This window comes from Bacillus sp. BB081, assembly GCF_008368895.1.
In the GTDB taxonomy this organism is placed as follows: Bacteria; Bacillota; Bacilli; order Bacillales; family Bacillaceae_G; genus Bacillus_A; species Bacillus_A wiedmannii.
Genome location: NZ_QOZX01000016.1, coordinates 52,132 through 67,407 on the forward strand (window position 1 = coordinate 52,132; position 15,276 = coordinate 67,407).

General features: G+C 36.9%; 15 protein-coding genes. 9 read left to right on the plus strand and 6 right to left on the minus strand.

Annotation, left to right across the window (positions count from 1 at the left end; translation table 11 throughout):
* Positions 1-171: 171 nt before the first annotated feature.
* From DN394_RS08175 to DN394_RS08185, 3 genes are read left to right on the plus strand one after another with little or no spacing between them, the layout of a single operon-like run.
* A complete protein-coding gene (locus tag DN394_RS08175; protein WP_001023536.1) occupies positions 172-474 on the plus strand; it encodes a PTS sugar transporter subunit IIB in 303 nt (100 codons plus the stop codon).
* A gap of 14 nt (positions 475-488) precedes the next feature.
* Positions 489-1,790: a PTS cellobiose transporter subunit IIC gene (gene celB, locus DN394_RS08180; RefSeq protein ID WP_149293726.1), complete on the plus strand. Its 1,302-nt coding sequence runs from the start codon at positions 489-491 to the stop codon at positions 1,788-1,790.
* Positions 1,791-1,799: 9 nt separating this feature from the next.
* Positions 1,800-2,117 (plus strand): PTS sugar transporter subunit IIA, encoded by a 318-nt coding sequence (locus DN394_RS08185; protein ID WP_000379644.1) that lies wholly within the window; start codon positions 1,800-1,802, stop codon positions 2,115-2,117.
* 110 nt (positions 2,118-2,227) lie between these two features.
* On the opposite strand, the gene speD is transcribed toward DN394_RS08185, so the two are convergent.
* Together speD and DN394_RS08195 are read right to left on the minus strand one after the other, a co-directional pair.
* On the minus strand, positions 2,228-2,599 hold the full coding sequence (speD, locus tag DN394_RS08190) for an adenosylmethionine decarboxylase (RefSeq protein ID WP_149293727.1): 372 nt from the start codon (positions 2,597-2,599) through the stop codon (positions 2,228-2,230).
* 27 nt (positions 2,600-2,626) lie between these two features.
* Positions 2,627-3,700 carry a polyamine aminopropyltransferase gene (locus tag DN394_RS08195; protein ID WP_149293728.1) on the minus strand — a complete coding sequence of 358 codons (1,074 nt, stop codon included), beginning with the start codon at positions 3,698-3,700 and terminating at the stop codon, positions 2,627-2,629.
* A gap of 400 nt (positions 3,701-4,100) precedes the next feature.
* Between DN394_RS08195 and DN394_RS08200 the strand changes: the two genes are divergently transcribed.
* The 5 genes from DN394_RS08200 (at position 4,101) to chbG (ending at position 8,316) form a co-directional block, all read left to right on the plus strand.
* Positions 4,101-4,403: a PTS sugar transporter subunit IIB gene (locus tag DN394_RS08200; RefSeq protein WP_149293729.1), complete on the plus strand. Its 303-nt coding sequence runs from the start codon at positions 4,101-4,103 to the stop codon at positions 4,401-4,403.
* Between the two features lie 16 nt (positions 4,404-4,419).
* On the plus strand, positions 4,420-5,727 hold the full coding sequence (gene celB, locus DN394_RS08205; protein WP_001168850.1) for a PTS cellobiose transporter subunit IIC: 1,308 nt from the start codon (positions 4,420-4,422) through the stop codon (positions 5,725-5,727).
* A gap of 183 nt (positions 5,728-5,910) precedes the next feature.
* On the plus strand, positions 5,911-6,234 hold the full coding sequence (locus DN394_RS08210; RefSeq protein ID WP_000989050.1) for a PTS lactose/cellobiose transporter subunit IIA: 324 nt from the start codon (positions 5,911-5,913) through the stop codon (positions 6,232-6,234).
* A gap of 3 nt (positions 6,235-6,237) precedes the next feature.
* Entirely contained in the window at positions 6,238-7,563 is a 1,326-nt protein-coding gene (gene celF / locus DN394_RS08215) for a 6-phospho-beta-glucosidase (RefSeq protein ID WP_046960089.1), read from the plus strand.
* Positions 7,564-7,611: 48 nt separating this feature from the next.
* Positions 7,612-8,316 carry a chitin disaccharide deacetylase gene (gene chbG, locus DN394_RS08220; RefSeq protein WP_097915583.1) on the plus strand — a complete coding sequence of 235 codons (705 nt, stop codon included), beginning with the start codon at positions 7,612-7,614 and terminating at the stop codon, positions 8,314-8,316.
* A 40-nt stretch (positions 8,317-8,356) separates the two neighbouring features.
* Here chbG and DN394_RS08225 read toward each other — a convergent pair whose 3' ends face one another.
* Positions 8,357-9,538: a chromate transporter gene (locus tag DN394_RS08225; protein ID WP_098704952.1), complete on the minus strand. Its 1,182-nt coding sequence runs from the start codon at positions 9,536-9,538 to the stop codon at positions 8,357-8,359.
* 189 nt (positions 9,539-9,727) lie between these two features.
* Here DN394_RS08225 and exsM point away from each other — a divergent pair, with 189 nt between their 5' ends.
* The gene (exsM, locus tag DN394_RS08230) at positions 9,728-10,141 is read left to right on the plus strand and encodes an exosporium regulatory protein ExsM (RefSeq protein WP_000207035.1); all 414 of its coding nucleotides are present in this window, start codon (positions 9,728-9,730) and stop codon (positions 10,139-10,141) included.
* A 140-nt stretch (positions 10,142-10,281) separates the two neighbouring features.
* Here the strand turns inward: exsM and DN394_RS08235 are convergent, their stop codons facing one another.
* From DN394_RS08235 to DN394_RS08245, 3 genes are all read right to left on the minus strand, one after another.
* Positions 10,282-12,957 (minus strand): sigma-54-dependent transcriptional regulator, encoded by a 2,676-nt coding sequence (locus DN394_RS08235; protein ID WP_149293730.1) that lies wholly within the window; start codon positions 12,955-12,957, stop codon positions 10,282-10,284.
* A 104-nt stretch (positions 12,958-13,061) separates the two neighbouring features.
* On the minus strand, positions 13,062-13,799 hold the full coding sequence (locus DN394_RS08240) for a polysaccharide deacetylase family protein (protein ID WP_098149527.1): 738 nt from the start codon (positions 13,797-13,799) through the stop codon (positions 13,062-13,064).
* 200 nt (positions 13,800-13,999) lie between these two features.
* Positions 14,000-15,073 carry a glycosyltransferase family 4 protein gene (locus DN394_RS08245; protein WP_000378302.1) on the minus strand — a complete coding sequence of 358 codons (1,074 nt, stop codon included), beginning with the start codon at positions 15,071-15,073 and terminating at the stop codon, positions 14,000-14,002.
* Positions 15,074-15,276: the final 203 nt, after the last annotated feature.

Sequence of the window (15,276 nt, forward strand, 5' to 3'; positions counted from 1 at the left end):
TAGAGTCCTCTTTACTAGGAGAATAATGATAGATGGAATAGCGTGAAAACCGAGAAATTTTTGTTTTTAAGCTCGGCATACAGCAGGAAATCTAGACATATATATTTGTAACCTAGTGGTGGCAAAGGATGCACCGTAACTTAGGTTTGGAAAAAGGGGGAGGGAAAAGGGATGAATATTTTACTTTGCTGTGCAGCGGGAATGTCTTCCAGTTTGATTGTTACAAAAATGGAGAAAGCAGCAGAGGCAAAAGGGATAGAGGTAAAGATTTGGGCTGTATCAGGTTCTGAAGTAAATAGTCACATAGATGAAGCTGATGTACTTTTACTTGGACCGCAAGTACGTTATTTATTACCGAAAATGAAAGAATTATGTAAGGAGAAGGGAATACCTGTTGATGTCATTCAATCCGTCCATTACGGACTTTGTAATGGAGAGGCTATCTTACAAGCAGCTTTGTCCATGAAACAATGAGGAGAGTGGGATAGATGATACAGTTTTTAGAGAAATATGTAATGCCAATAGCGGGGAAGGTTGCAGAACAGAGGCATTTGCAAGCAATTCGTGATGGGATTATTTTGACGATGCCGTTCTTAATTATTGGATCATTTTTTCTTATTATTAGTGCTTTACCAATACCAGGATACAATGATTTTATGGCAGGTTTGTTTGGGGAGAATTGGCAGAGGGCTTTGGGGTATCCAGTTAGTGCAACTTTTAATATAATGGCTTTAATAGCTGTTTTTGGAATCGCTTACAGGCTTGGGGAGTATTATAAAGTGGATGCTTTAGCATCCGGGGCATTGTCGCTTGTGACGTTTTTACTTGCGACACCATTTCAAGTCGCATATATTATACCAAGTACAAAAGAGAGTGTACTTGTAGAAGGTGCTATCCCAGCAGCATTAATGGGAAGCCAAGGGTTGTTTGTAGCAATGATTATTGCACTTATATCTACTGAACTTTATCGGTTTATTGTACAAAAAAAGATAATTATAAAGATGCCAGAGACAGTTCCACCAGCTGTGACGCGTTCATTTGCGGCACTTGTTCCAGGATTTATTGTTGTAACGGTTATTTGGATTTTACGCTTAATTATAGAAAATACTTCTTTTGGCAGTATCCATAATATTGTAGGGCAAATTTTACAGGAACCACTTAGTGTACTTGGTGCTAGTCTCTGGGGCGCAATAATAGCAGTTATTCTCGTTCATGTTCTTTGGTCGTGTGGAATTCATGGTGCTACTATTGTTGGTGGTGTAATGAGCCCCGTTTGGTTATCGTTAATGGATCAAAATCGAGTTGCTTTTCAAGCAGGGCAAGATGTACCAAATACGATTACCGCACAGTTTTTTGATTTATGGATTTATATGGGCGGTTCCGGTGCAACACTTGCTTTAGTTGTAGGAATGTTACTATTTGCGCGAAGTCAGCAATTAAAAAGTTTAGGGAGATTGTCAATTGCTCCTGGCATATTTAATATTAATGAGATGGTAACTTTTGGTATGCCAATTGTAATGAACCCAATTTTATTAATTCCATTTATATTGGTTCCAGTTGTGTTAACAATTGTTTCTTACTTTGCAATGGAATGGGGATTAGTTGCTCGCCCGAGTGGAGCTGCTGTACCTTGGACGACACCAATTCTATTTAGTGGATATTTAGGATCGGGCGGGAAAATTTCAGGCGTTGTTTTACAACTTGTTAACTTTGCGCTTGCATTCTTCATTTATTTACCGTTCTTAAAAATATGGGATAAACAAAAGGTAGCGGAAGAAAAGGGGGAGTAGAGAACTAAAATGGATACGATAGAGACGAAAGCTTTTCATTTAATTTTGCATGGGGGAAATGCGAGAAGTTGTTCAATGGAAGCAATTGATTGTGCAAAGCGTGGAGAGTTTACAGAAGCAGAAGCGAAATTACAAGAAGCGTTAGAGGAATTAAAAGAGGCGCACCGTGTACAAACGGAGCTCATACAGAAAGAAGCTGGTGGTGAAAAGACCGAAGTTACTCTTCTAATGGTGCACGCGCAAGATCATTTAATGAACGCGATTACGGTGAAGGAATTAGCCAGTGAATTTGTAGAATTATATAGGAAGATGTCAGCGACTGAATGAACCTTGCGTATGCAAGGTTTTTTTATGTATGTGTCTGTACCATCAGTGGATTGTTCGTTCCACTGATGGTATTTGCAATCCTCCTTTTTACAAATGAGTAAGAGTGATATTTAATCGGTAGTAACAATCTCTCCTATACCACGAATTAGTTTTTTTATATGCATCTCATTTGGTTTTAATATACTTACGATATAATCAATCGCTATTTGCGGTTCAACGGTTGTACCGCACGTATAACAGTCAATGGCTGCAAAGTTTTTTTCTGGATAAGTGTGAATGGAAAGGTGGCTTTCTGACAGTAAAACTAAAACAGTAACGCCATGCGGATCGAATTCTTTTGCACTTACGTTTAAAACATGGGCACCAGAGAGAGCAGCAGCGTTAACTAAATGATGTTCTAAAAAGTGAACATCATCTAATAAAGAAAAGTCCACTCCCCATAAATCTACTATTATATGCTTACCGAAAGTAGAGTATTCCATAAGGTAGCACTCCTCACTATAATATCGTCAAAACTCCATTTCCTTTTTGTAACATTGATGTAGGATAAGATTCGATTCTGAGTTTAGAAGAGCGAGATTACGTTGTTCTAAATGTTCTTCTTGAAATTGAAACAAAGGAGCAAGAAGAGAAGGTAATGTTCGAGGGGTTGGCACAACATATAATTGTTCAATTTGATCGAGTACATAGGCAGAGTTAGCAGCAATATGAAATCCCCAGTCAGTTCCGAAAGAAGGAACGATTGTATGATAACTTTTCACAGTTAATCCCGCATGTTCAATTGTGTTACCGATACTCCAATATACTAGTGGTGCATCAGCAGGTGAATTAGATTGGCAGACGAATGCTCCACCTTCTGTTAAGAATGTAGCTATACGAGCAAAAAGTTCGCTTGTATATAAAGTACTTAACAACTCTGTCGCTGGGTCTGGAAAATCAATAATGATGACATCGTATAAAGAGGAAGGAGAGTTTAAAAATTCTTTTGCATCACATACGTGTGTATTTACACGATTATCAAAAAATGCACTTTTGTTCAAAGAAACTAATTCAGGAACATTACGAGCCATATCAATCATCGATCCATCTAAGTCAACAAGGTCTACGTGTAGTACAGTTTCATATTTTAAAACTTCTCGTAAGGCAAGACCATCGCCACCACCTAATATAAGAACACGTTTTGGATCAATTACTTTTGACATAATTGGATGTACAAGTGCTTCATGATAAATTTGCTCATCAACGGAACTAAATTGTAGTTGCTTGTCCAAATATAAACGGACATCGCTTACTTGTAACAAAGTAATATTTTGATAATTACTTTGTTCCGCAAATAAATTTGTATGTTCACCAGCTTGTATTTCCTTTAGAGAAATTTCATCCCATATATCTAAGCTGTGTGAATTTGTGGGTACTATGATTACATTTTCCGATTGTACTTGCTTGTCCTGTTTGTCCTGTTTGTTTTCTATTTCCTGTTGTTCTAGTTCAAATTTGTCATAGTCTAATTCAGAGCGCTTGTCTTTTTTATAGCTTGTTATTCTATAAATCTTTATTTTGCTTTGTTTTCTATGTTTTGGCATAGGAATCCCCTTTCGAATTGTGTTATTTTATTCTATTCTATGTAATTTAGTAGAGTTGGCTTGGACAATAGATAGAAGAGTGTGTTCAAGAGAGGTTTATTTTTACTAGATTTTCACGCGTGAAAAAATTTTTTAGTGTTTTTTTTGTTTTAAATACAACTAGACAACTAAACACTAATCTATTTTCATACAGTTATGTGTTAAAAGCGTTTTGTTTTATAACACACTGTGTGTTTTTGGGGGGACACACTAATTGAAAGCGTTAACACACAAAGAAAACAGTCGAAAAAGTGCTGATTTTAGTGGTTTTAAAAAGTTGGCACGCTAATTGCATTAATAAATAGCGTAAAGAAAAATAAATAAACATAAATTTTTTATACTACACAAGGGGGATTTTCAAATGAATATTTTATTATGTTGCTCAGCAGGGATGTCTACAAGTTTACTAGTTACAAAAATGGAAGCGGCTGCAAAAGCTCGCGGTCTAGAAGGAAAGATTTGGGCTGTATCTGGGGATGCAGTAAAAAACAATATCGATCAAGCAGATGTATTATTACTAGGACCACAAGTTCGTTACATGCTTTCTTCAATGAAAACGCTTGCTGATGAGAAGAACGTTGGAATCGACGTTATCAATCCAGTGCACTACGGCATGATGAATGGAGAGGCAGTTTTAGATCACGCATTAACACTTAAAAAATAATTAGGGGGGAAGCGAAATGCAAAAATTTATTGCATTTATGGAGAAATATTTAGTTCCAGTCGCAGGAAGAATCGGATCGCAGCGTCATTTAGTTGCAATCCGTGATGGTTTTATCGCAGTTATGCCTCTTATTTTAGTTGGATCGTTTGCAGTACTTATAAATAATCTACCGGTTGATGCATTCCAAAAACTTATGAAGGGTGCATTTGGGGATGTTTGGAAAGATATCGGCGGTGGTATGTGGACAGGGTCCTTTGCAATATTAGCTCTCATAGCCGCCGTTGGAATAAGTTATAATTTAGCGAAATCTTACGGTGTAGACGCGTTGTCAGCAGCAATTATTACATTCGGTGCATTAATTATTATATCTCCGACAACGCCAAAAGAAGGCGGTATTGATTTAGCTTGGACAGGATCACAAGGTTTATTCGTTTCTATCATTGTAGCTCTTCTTGTAACCGAGGTATTCAGGTTCTTTGTTCAAAGGGATATTACAATTAAGATGCCAGATGGTGTTCCACCAGCAGTAATGAAATCATTCGCAGCATTAGTTCCAGCATTCGTTATTTTAATCGCAACAGCAAGTATTCAATTAGCTGTGAAATTAGCGGGAACAAGTATTCATAAAATCGTATTTGAAACAATTCAATTACCATTACAAGGTTTAGCAGGTACGTTACCAAGTGCAATTATTATCGCATTACTTATTCATGTATTATGGTTCTTCGGATTACATGGTCCTAATATTATCGGTGGTATTATCGACCCAATCTATTTACCAGCACTAGAAAAGAACATTAAATTATTTAACGATGGTATGTCTGCATATGATGTACCGCACATTTTCACAAAGCCATTCTTTGATGTATACGTATACATCGGTGGATCAGGTGCAACATTAGCATTCTTAGTAGCGGTAATGCTTGTTGCAAAAAGTGCGCAACTTCGTGGTGTAGGTCGCGTATCTATCGGTCCTGGTTTCTTCAATATTAACGAGCCAGTTATTTTCGGTACACCAATTGTATTAAACCCAGCGTTAATCATTCCATTCGTACTTACACCAGTTGTATTAGTAATTACTTCTTATACAGCAATTTCTTTAGGATGGGTACCAAAAACAGTTGCTTTAGTTCCATGGACAATGCCACCAATCTTTAGTGGTTATCTTGTAGCAGGCGGAAGCATCGCTGGTGCAGCATTACAAGTAGTAAACTTTGCGATTGCAGTAGTAATTTACTATCCATTCGTATTAATGTGTGACCGTACGTATGTACAAGCTGCAAAAGCTGAAACAAAAGGAAGCGACAATTCAGTATCACTTTAAAAAGTATTGTTCTGACGAGTTTTTATAGCTCGTCAGAACAACTAACTTTTATATCATGTTCAGAAAGATGAGACCCATCTTCAAGAACACCAAACTATCATTCATAAAATAATAATTTAATAGAAATGTTCAAACTGAAGGGGTATTTAAATCGGTTGAACCATAATAGAGAGGGCGGTAATTATGATGACTACAGCAGAACAAATTCCATTCCAATTAATTTTAAATAGTGGTAATGCACGAAGCTTTGCGATGGAGGCACTTCAATTTGCTAAACAGGGGAAAATGGCAGAGGCTGATGAAGCGATGGTAAAGGCGAAAGAAGCGATTAATGAAGCGCATCATTTCCAAACAGAGCTCATACAATCAGAAGCAAGAGGAGAAAAAACAGAGATTAGTGTTCTTTTAATTCACGCACAAGATCATTTAATGAATGCGATTACAGTAAAAGAATTAGCAGCAGAATTTATTGACCTTTATAAAAAGTTAGAAGCGAAAGGGGAATAAAGCATGACTGGAATTAAAATTGCTACAATCGGCGGTGGATCTAGTTATACACCAGAGTTAATTGAAGGATTTATTAAGCGTTATGATGAGCTTCCTGTTCGTGAAATTTGGTTAGTAGATATTGAGGCAGGAAAAGAAAAGTTAGAAATCGTTGGTAACTTAGCGAAACGTATGGTAAAAAAATCTGGTTTACCAATCGAGGTACATTTAACGCTTGATCGCCGCGAGGCATTAAAGGATGCTGATTTCGTAACGACGCAGCTTCGTGTTGGTTTATTAGAAGCACGTGCAAAAGATGAAGCAATCCCATTAAAATATGATGTAATCGGTCAGGAAACGAATGGTCCTGGTGGTTTATTCAAAGCGCTGAGAACGATTCCTGTTATTTTAGATATTTGTAAGGATATGGAGGAGCTTTGTCCGAATGCATGGTTAATTAACTTTGCAAACCCAGCTGGTATGGTAACAGAAGCTGTTCTTCGTTATACAAATATTCAAAGAGTAGTTGGTCTATGTAACGTTCCAATCGGAATCCGTATGGGTCTTGCAAAGTTACTTGAAGTAGATGCAAGTCGTGTACATGTTGACTTCGCAGGTTTAAACCATATGGTATACGGACTAGACGTATATTTAGATGGCGTAAGTGTAATGGATCGTGTGTTAGAGCTTGTAACAGATCCAGAAAAGCAAATTACGATGGAAAATATCGCAGCGCTTAACTGGGAACCAGACTTTATTCGTGGCCTTCGTGCAATTCCATGTCCATACCATCGTTACTACTACAAAACACGTGAAATGCTAGAAGAAGAGAAAGAAGCTTCAATTGAAAAAGGTACACGTGCAGAGGTAGTGAAACAGTTAGAAGATGATTTATTCGAGCTATATAAAGACCCGAACTTAGATATTAAACCACCACAATTAGAAAAACGTGGCGGTGCTTATTATAGTGACGCAGCATGTAGCTTAATTACGTCTATTTACAATAATAAAGGTGATATCCAGCCTGTTAATACACGAAACAACGGAACAATTGCAAGCTTACCACATGATTCTGCTGTTGAAGTGAACTGTATTATTACGAAAGAAGGTCCAAAACCAATTGCGGTCGGAGATCTTCCCGTACCAGTTCGCGGTTTAGTACAACAAATTAAATCATTTGAGCGCACAACAATTGAAGCTGCTGTTACAGGAGATTATCATAAAGCGCTGCTTGCTATGACAATTAATCCACTTGTACCATCAGATAAAGTTGCAAAACAAATTTTAGATGAAATGTTGGAAGCACATAAAGAATATCTTCCGCAGTTCTTCAAAAAGGTAGAGAAATAAAGCGGCGCTATTTAGCCCGCTTTTTTTATTCTATTAGGAGGTATTACGATGATTAAGTTAATTGTAAACGCAGATGATTTCGGTCTTACAGAAGGTACAAATTACGGTATTATTGATGGACATATAAATGGACTTGTAAATTCAACGACGATGATGATGAATATGCCAGGAACAGAGCATGCGGTACGCTTAGCAAAAGAATATAACACACTCGGAGTAGGCGTACATCTCGTATTAACGGCAGGGGAACCTCTTCTTGGAGACGTACCATCACTTGTAAATAGCGATGGATTGTTTCATAAACAAAGCGTCGTATGGGAAGGGAAGGTAAATGCAAAAGAAGTTGAGAGAGAATGGACTGCTCAAATTGAGAAATTCCTATCTTACGGATTAAAACCAACTCATTTAGATAGTCATCATCACGTGCATGGATTACCGATTTTGCATGATGTTCTTGAGAGATTGGCGGCTACATATAATGTTCCAATTCGTCGTTGTGAGGAAGAGCGAGCAGTACGCCCGTTTTCTGATGTGTTTTACAGTGACTTTTACGCGGATGGTGTGACGGAAGATTACTTTGTGAAGTTAAAAGAAAGAGTACAAGATGAACAAACGGTAGAAATTATGGTTCATCCAGCTTATATTGATCCAGAGCTTGTGAAGCGTTCTTCTTACGTAATGGATCGTGTGAAAGAGTTGCGCATTTTAACAGAGAGCGAGTTGCCTGAAGGAATAGAACTTGTGAAGTTTTAATAGAAAAACGATGGCTACATAATGCCGTCGTTTTTTGTATTTACAAAATCGATAGGATATATCCACCAAAAGCTCCGAGTATAACGATAACCCAAGGTGGTGTTTTCCAAAAAGCGAGCAAGCAAAATAGAAGAGACGCAAAAACAAAATCTACAGCGTTCATAATTGTGCTTGTCCAAATTGGATCATAAAAAGCCGCTAATAAAATACCGACAACAGCTGCATTGACTCCAAGTAGTGCACCTTGTATGTAAGAGATTTTTCTCACACTGTCCCAAAATGGTAAAACACCAATAACGAGCAAGAAAGCAGGAAGAAAGATCGCAATTGTTGCGAGTATTGCCCCAAGCGTCCCGTTTAACACAGCTCCTATATAAGAAGCGAATGTAAATAGTGGACCTGGTACGGCTTGTGTTAATCCGTATCCAGCTAGGAACTGTTCTTTCGTCATCATTCCGTTTTGTACGAACTCACCTTCAAGAAGGGGTAGCACGACGTGTCCACCTCCAAATACAAGTGCGCCAGAGCGATAGAAACTATCAAATAAAGCGATGTAATATGAGAACGGTCTTAATATTGGTAGCAACAGTAATAGTCCGAAGAATAAGATGAGACAAGAAACTGCTATCGTTTTTGAAATAGGTACTTTTATATGTTGAGATTGACTAATTGGTTGGTTGCGATATAAAAACCAGCCGATAAAGCCAGATACTATAATGAGAATGACTGGTGTCCAGCTACTTGGCCATAATAAGGCGATTGCGGCAGTTACAATAGCAATCGTCGCACGATTTCGGTCTGGCGTTAATTTTTGCGCCATTCCCCATATGGCATGAGCAACAATGGCGACGGCTACAAGTTTTAGTCCATGAATCCAGCCAGCACTTCCAAGGTCGAATTGATTAAGGAATGAGGCGAAGAAAACTAAAACAAGCACAGACGGTAAAGTGAATCCAATCCATGAAATAATAGCTCCTAATACCCCGCCTCTTAATAATCCAACCCCCATACCGACTTGACTGCTAGCAGGACCAGGAAGGAATTGACATAGTGCTACTAAATCTCCATAGCTTCGTTCATCCATCCATTTTCTTTTTTGTATGTATTCGTGGTGGAAATAGCCAAGATGGGCGACAGGACCACCAAATGAAGTAAGTCCTAATTTAAATGAGACGAGAAAAATCTCTAATAATGTGTGGAAAGTGTATTTGTTATTTTTCAAAACTACCTCCTAGAATGCTTTTCTACGTGCATTATACAAGAGGTAGTAAAGAAAAAGGAACGATTCTAATGTAAAGATTGTGTGAATCTTTTCTTCGTAATTAAAACTTGAAAAAGTCATAAATGATTATGTATAAACCATAAAGTAGTAGAAGTAGTGCTGGGAAATTTATATGAGGAGAATGCCCGTATGACAACACATTTCTTTGCGAGGTTAACAGGGAAGAGGGAAATACCTCCTGTAAATACAGAAGCTTATGGTGTAACAGAGTTTATATTTAGTGATGATTTAAAGAAATTACAATATCGGATCATATTGAAAAACATCGAAAAAGTTACATCATGCCAAATTCATTTAGGAAAAGCGGATCAAATTGGTCCAGTGGTTTTAAATTTGTTTGGTCCAATAAAGCAAGGGATTAGTGTAAATGAAGGAGTCGTGACCGGTGTAGTCAATGTGGAAGATTTTGAAGGTCCTTTACAGGGAAGAGCGTTTGATAGCCTACTTCAAGAAATCATTCAGGCGAATGTATATGTAAATGTTTATACGAAGTCGAATAAGAAGGGCGAAATCAGGGGGAGAATCAGAAAAGTAAAGAAGTAGAAAAAAGGCTGTCCATATTTTGGAACAGCCTTTTTTCTATAAGGTGCAAATTTTAGCGGTTATTGTCGGTAAATCGATATATTGTGAAAATCGCTAATATAATTCGCGTTACGGTCGATATATTTAAAAAACTGCTTCGATTAATTTTTTACAGGCTGATTTTTAATGAAGAAGTCCATGATATAAAACACTTCATCATCAGGTATTTGTATTTCAAATGTATTTTCAATTGGTTGCAATGCTTTTTTCACTTTCATATACATCCAGTACTCATCTTGTCTTCGTTTCTCTTTATCTGGATGAGGGAGGAGGCTTTCTCCTTTTTGAAGACGGTCAACCATACAGCTCATATGCAGAATCACACCCATTAAGCTGTCAGGAGTTAGCTGTAAGGAAATTAATTCTTGAATTGTATTTAATGCGTAACGAATTGTTTTAATAAGTAATGCTCCGTCGTTCCGCTGCATTTGTTGTTCCAGAATATCAGCCATTTTTGCATATGTTTCTTCATACGTAATTAATTCTTGAATTGGCTGAATCGCTGTGTAGTTTACAATGTCTTGGAAATGATATGTTAAGCATGGCACCTGCACATCGAAATTTGTGACGATACAAATGATATTCCGCTCTTTTTTTATGTTCTCAATCATTTTCGTTAAATCTTTTTCATGGACGATACTAATCGGAATAATTTCAATTAAGTCTTTGTCAAATCGCAAATAGTTCTCTAACATTTTTTGAATAGCTAAAGCACTGCCTTCCCCAGTTAAACAAGCTGTTAAAATAACAGACTTCATTGGTGATAGTGGCTTTTTCTTTTCTTCTTGTACGTTTAAGTAAAACGGTGTTAAGTTCTTCACTGTTTCATATAATGCATCTAACGAGTAGCCAAGTTGAGCTTTTCGAGCTGCTTCTAGTGCATGTGGAGTGCTTGTCATGGAAAGAACACGTACCGGAATTTTGAACTCAGTTTCTAATATATCACCAATATAAGCGAGCGAGCCCATATCAACGAGTAATAGAAGTCCATTTACATTTTGGAGTGTTTTCATATACACTTTCACACGCTCTAAGAAATCTTTCGGCGATTCATGTAACGGCATATCGATACCGGTTACTTCCTCAATGCCGAGCAATTCGTTTGCGACGTTTGCCATTTCTGTTGCGATGCCGTTGCCGTGCGCTAATATTAATACTTTTACTTCTGTTTGTGAGGCAGGAATTGGATCAACAACGAAGAACATTGTTAAAAAGCCTGCTTCATCAATAGGCATTGTTATTTGTAATTCATCCTCCAGTAGTTGAATGCATTGCATAGCTACGGAAAAAGCGTTTTTATATTTCGTACGAATTTGATTTAATTGTGGGTGATGAATTTGTTTCCCAGCTTGCAAACGTTGTAGAGTTGTCTGTACATGTAAGCTTAAAGCGAGAAATACTTTTTCATCAAACGTCTTAGATAAATGCTTTTCAGCAAGTTCCGCAATTCTTTCACATACGGAAACGATATTACGATCCACAATTTTAAAAACATTTTCATGACTTGTTTTTTTAGAAATTTGGTTAAAATATTGTACGAAAAAGCTTTGAATATCATTTTCTATTAGTAATTCTAATTCGTCTTCTTCAATACCGCGAGCTTGAAGTTCTTCGTATTTATAATCAATATAATCGTAAATAGAAGACCGTTTTTCATTCTCAATTTTATGATTACTCCAACCTTCATCACCTGTAAATACAAATGTTTCATTTGGTATTTGGTATAGATGACGGCTCTTTCTTTCAATGAATAACCCTTCTTTCATATACCAAGGTAAATCTGTACTTGAAACATAGACAGAGTCACGTTTCTTTGTCACAAGGTCAGAATAGGCTTTCGCACAGGCAATTTGTACATCCGTTTTTAATTGCCCGATGTTATTGGGACAATTGTAAAAGACGAAAGCGCGCATTGCATTCGGACTAACGTGAATTTCTTTTCGCAGACGGATTGCTTCATTTGTGAAAAATAGTTGCAGTAAAGCAAATCGTTCTTTATGTGTACGCTCACGAAGTGGTGGCAGCGTAACAGTCATTGGTATACGTCTTGTAAATGTTTTTAATAAAAATGAATTTGGTTCTTCTGTTGTTGCAGTAATGATTAATACTTGTGCTTTACGCTCGTTTTCTGTTTCTCCAAGGCGGCGGTATACCCCGCGGTCAATAAAGGTGAAAAGCATTTCTTGCCCCTCTGGAGGAAGGCGATGTACTTCATCTAAGAAAAGGATCCCTTCATGTGCTTTTTCAATTAACCCTTTTTGATCACTTGCCCCTGTATAAGCCCCTTTTTTAATCCCAAATAACTGCCCGAGTAGTAGCTGTGGATTATTTGCGTAATCGGCACAGTTAAAGACGATAAATGGTGCATTTTTAGGAAGCTGTTCAACTTCAATTGCATATTCGTGCATTAAAGAAGCGAACATAGATTTTCCGGCCCCTGTTTCTCCTAGCAGTAAAGTATGCATACCGTTTGGAGGATAGAGAATAGAAGCTTTCGCTTTTTCGATTGCGATTTTAAGGCTTGTATTTTCAATTGCAAAGGTATCTAATGAAGTCATTTCCTTTGAATGCGTTTCCAATGAAGCGTTCGTTTCTATATAAAAACGAACAGGACGCGTATTTGTTTTTAATAAACGTTTATCTTTTACAAGTTTGTTTAAGTCGCTACTTACATTGGCACGATCTAGTTGCAACAGGGTAGCGAGTTCTAATGCGGTTACACCTTCTATATAATTGCCTTCTTGTATTGCGTTAAAAATGAGATCTATTCGTTTCATTTCTATTCACCTCGAAACTTCATCACTATTTAAAATTTTACACAAAAATGGGAAGGGTGGGAAGAGAAAAATAAAACAGCTTTAGCAAATAGGCACTAAAGCTGTTACAATCTTGTGTCTTTCCAAAAGTTCACTTCGAGGTGAGAAGATGGATTATAGGGAAGAAGTTTGTATCCTTGTGACTGTAAGTAATCAATTACTTTAGGCAGTATTTGTACGGTCACACTTGAATCATGCATTAAAATCACTTCGACTTGTTCGTCGCTCTGATTACGTACTCTTTCTAGTATAGCAGAAGGATTGTCATAGCTTTTCCAGTCATATGTATCGATTGTCCAATCCCACATTTTATACTGGGCGGATACAAGTGCATCACGGTAATTCTTTTTTAAGTAAGGCATGCTACCATACGGGACACGAACGAGATGTGAATTTAATTTTGTAACTTGCTGAACAATATTTTGTGTTTGTTCCATTTCTGTAATTAAAGCGGATGGATCACCAGTGTAAAGGCGTTTTACATCGTGTGACATACTGTGAAGTCCGATATAATGCCCCTCTTTAATTAATCGTTGCATTGTTTTTTTATAATGTGGTACTTTTCCACCAATAACAAAGAAAGTTGCTTTTCCGTTCTTTTCCTTTAAGATGTTTAAAATTTGCGTAGTATATTTGTTTGGTCCGTCATCAAATGTTAAGTACGCGATTTTTTGGATAGGAGAGGTAGTTTCAGTATTTGGATGATGTTCAGCAGGGGTCATTGTAGTTGCTCCTGCATGAGATGACGCGTACATAGTAATTGTTAAAAATAAAATAACGTATTGAAATACTCGCTTGATCATAACATTCACCCTCAGTTTGACAATCAAGATGTAAAAAAGAAAATATAATCCTTTTCTTATTATGTATATCTTTCTCCAATAGTGGAGCTCTCAAACAATCTATATTTTGGAAATATAAAATGATGAATAAAAAATAGCATCCTCTTATAAGAAAGAGGATGCTATTTGAATATTTCATAATTGTAAAGGCTATACTACAATTAGTCTTCGCGTTTTTTCACTTTTTTATAAAAGGAAATAAGTGGTTTGTAACGGTCGTGTACAAGACCGATTACTTCAGCGACTATTTCAGTAAAGAAAATTAAAGCAAACAGAAGAATCATTGATATCCATAGCGTCGCTTTAGTGAAAAAAATAGCATTTACACTAAAAAAAATACCAAATGCATAAATGATGAGCACCGTCGTACGATGAGAGAATCCCATTGCTAGGAGACGGTGATGTAAATGAGATTTATCTGGTGCTGAAATTGGTTTTTTATTTACAATACGACGAATAATCGCAAAAGTTGTATCAAATATAGGTACACCTAAAATGATAATTGGAACAAGGAAACTAAATAGCGTTACACTTTTGTATAATCCCAATAAAGATAGGATGGAAATACAATAACCTAAAAATAGGGCGCCGGTATCTCCCATGAAAATCTTTGCTGGATGGAAATTATAGAATAAAAATCCAAGCGTACTTGCAAGTGCGATAAGTGCTAATGGCAAGATAATAACTGCACCAGTACCCATAGGGCTGGTGAGGGCCATGTAAGCCAATGTTGCTAGAACGATTGATGAAATTCCAGCGGATAATCCATCTAAACCATCAATTAAGTTGATGGCATTTGTAATGCCTACAATCCAAAAAACTGTAATTGGATATGCGAGCCATCCAAGTTCAGTATCCCCGATAATTGGTATATATAGTACCTGTACTAATAATCCACTTTTTACAATTAATATAGCAACTAATAGCTGGCCACCAAATTTTACTTTTGCTGATAATTCATACATATCATCTAAAATCCCAATGATAATGATGATGATAGCGCCTAAGCTTATTGATAACATTCTTTGTTCGTATAACCCACCAACAACAAAACCTACAGCTACACCGATAAAAATTGCTAATCCGCCAAGACGGGGCATGATTTTTTGGTGTACTTTACGCGCGTTTGGTTTATCTGTTGCTCCTATCTTAAATGCTAATTTAATAACGAAAGGAGTAACGCCGAGTACAGTGATAAAGGATGCCAAAATGGCATAAATCACCTGTGAGTCCATTAATACCCCACCTTTTATATTTAAACATAATTTTTAGATGTTTTTTCTGAAAATTTCGATGATTATTTACAGGCTCATAACATATGGTATCACAAAAAGATTAGAATTCAATCTTTTTTTCTTTGTGTGGTAAATGGAAGCGGATAGAATATATGACAATTGTATACAGAATGTTGAATCATTTGAGAAGGTTAATCGTATTG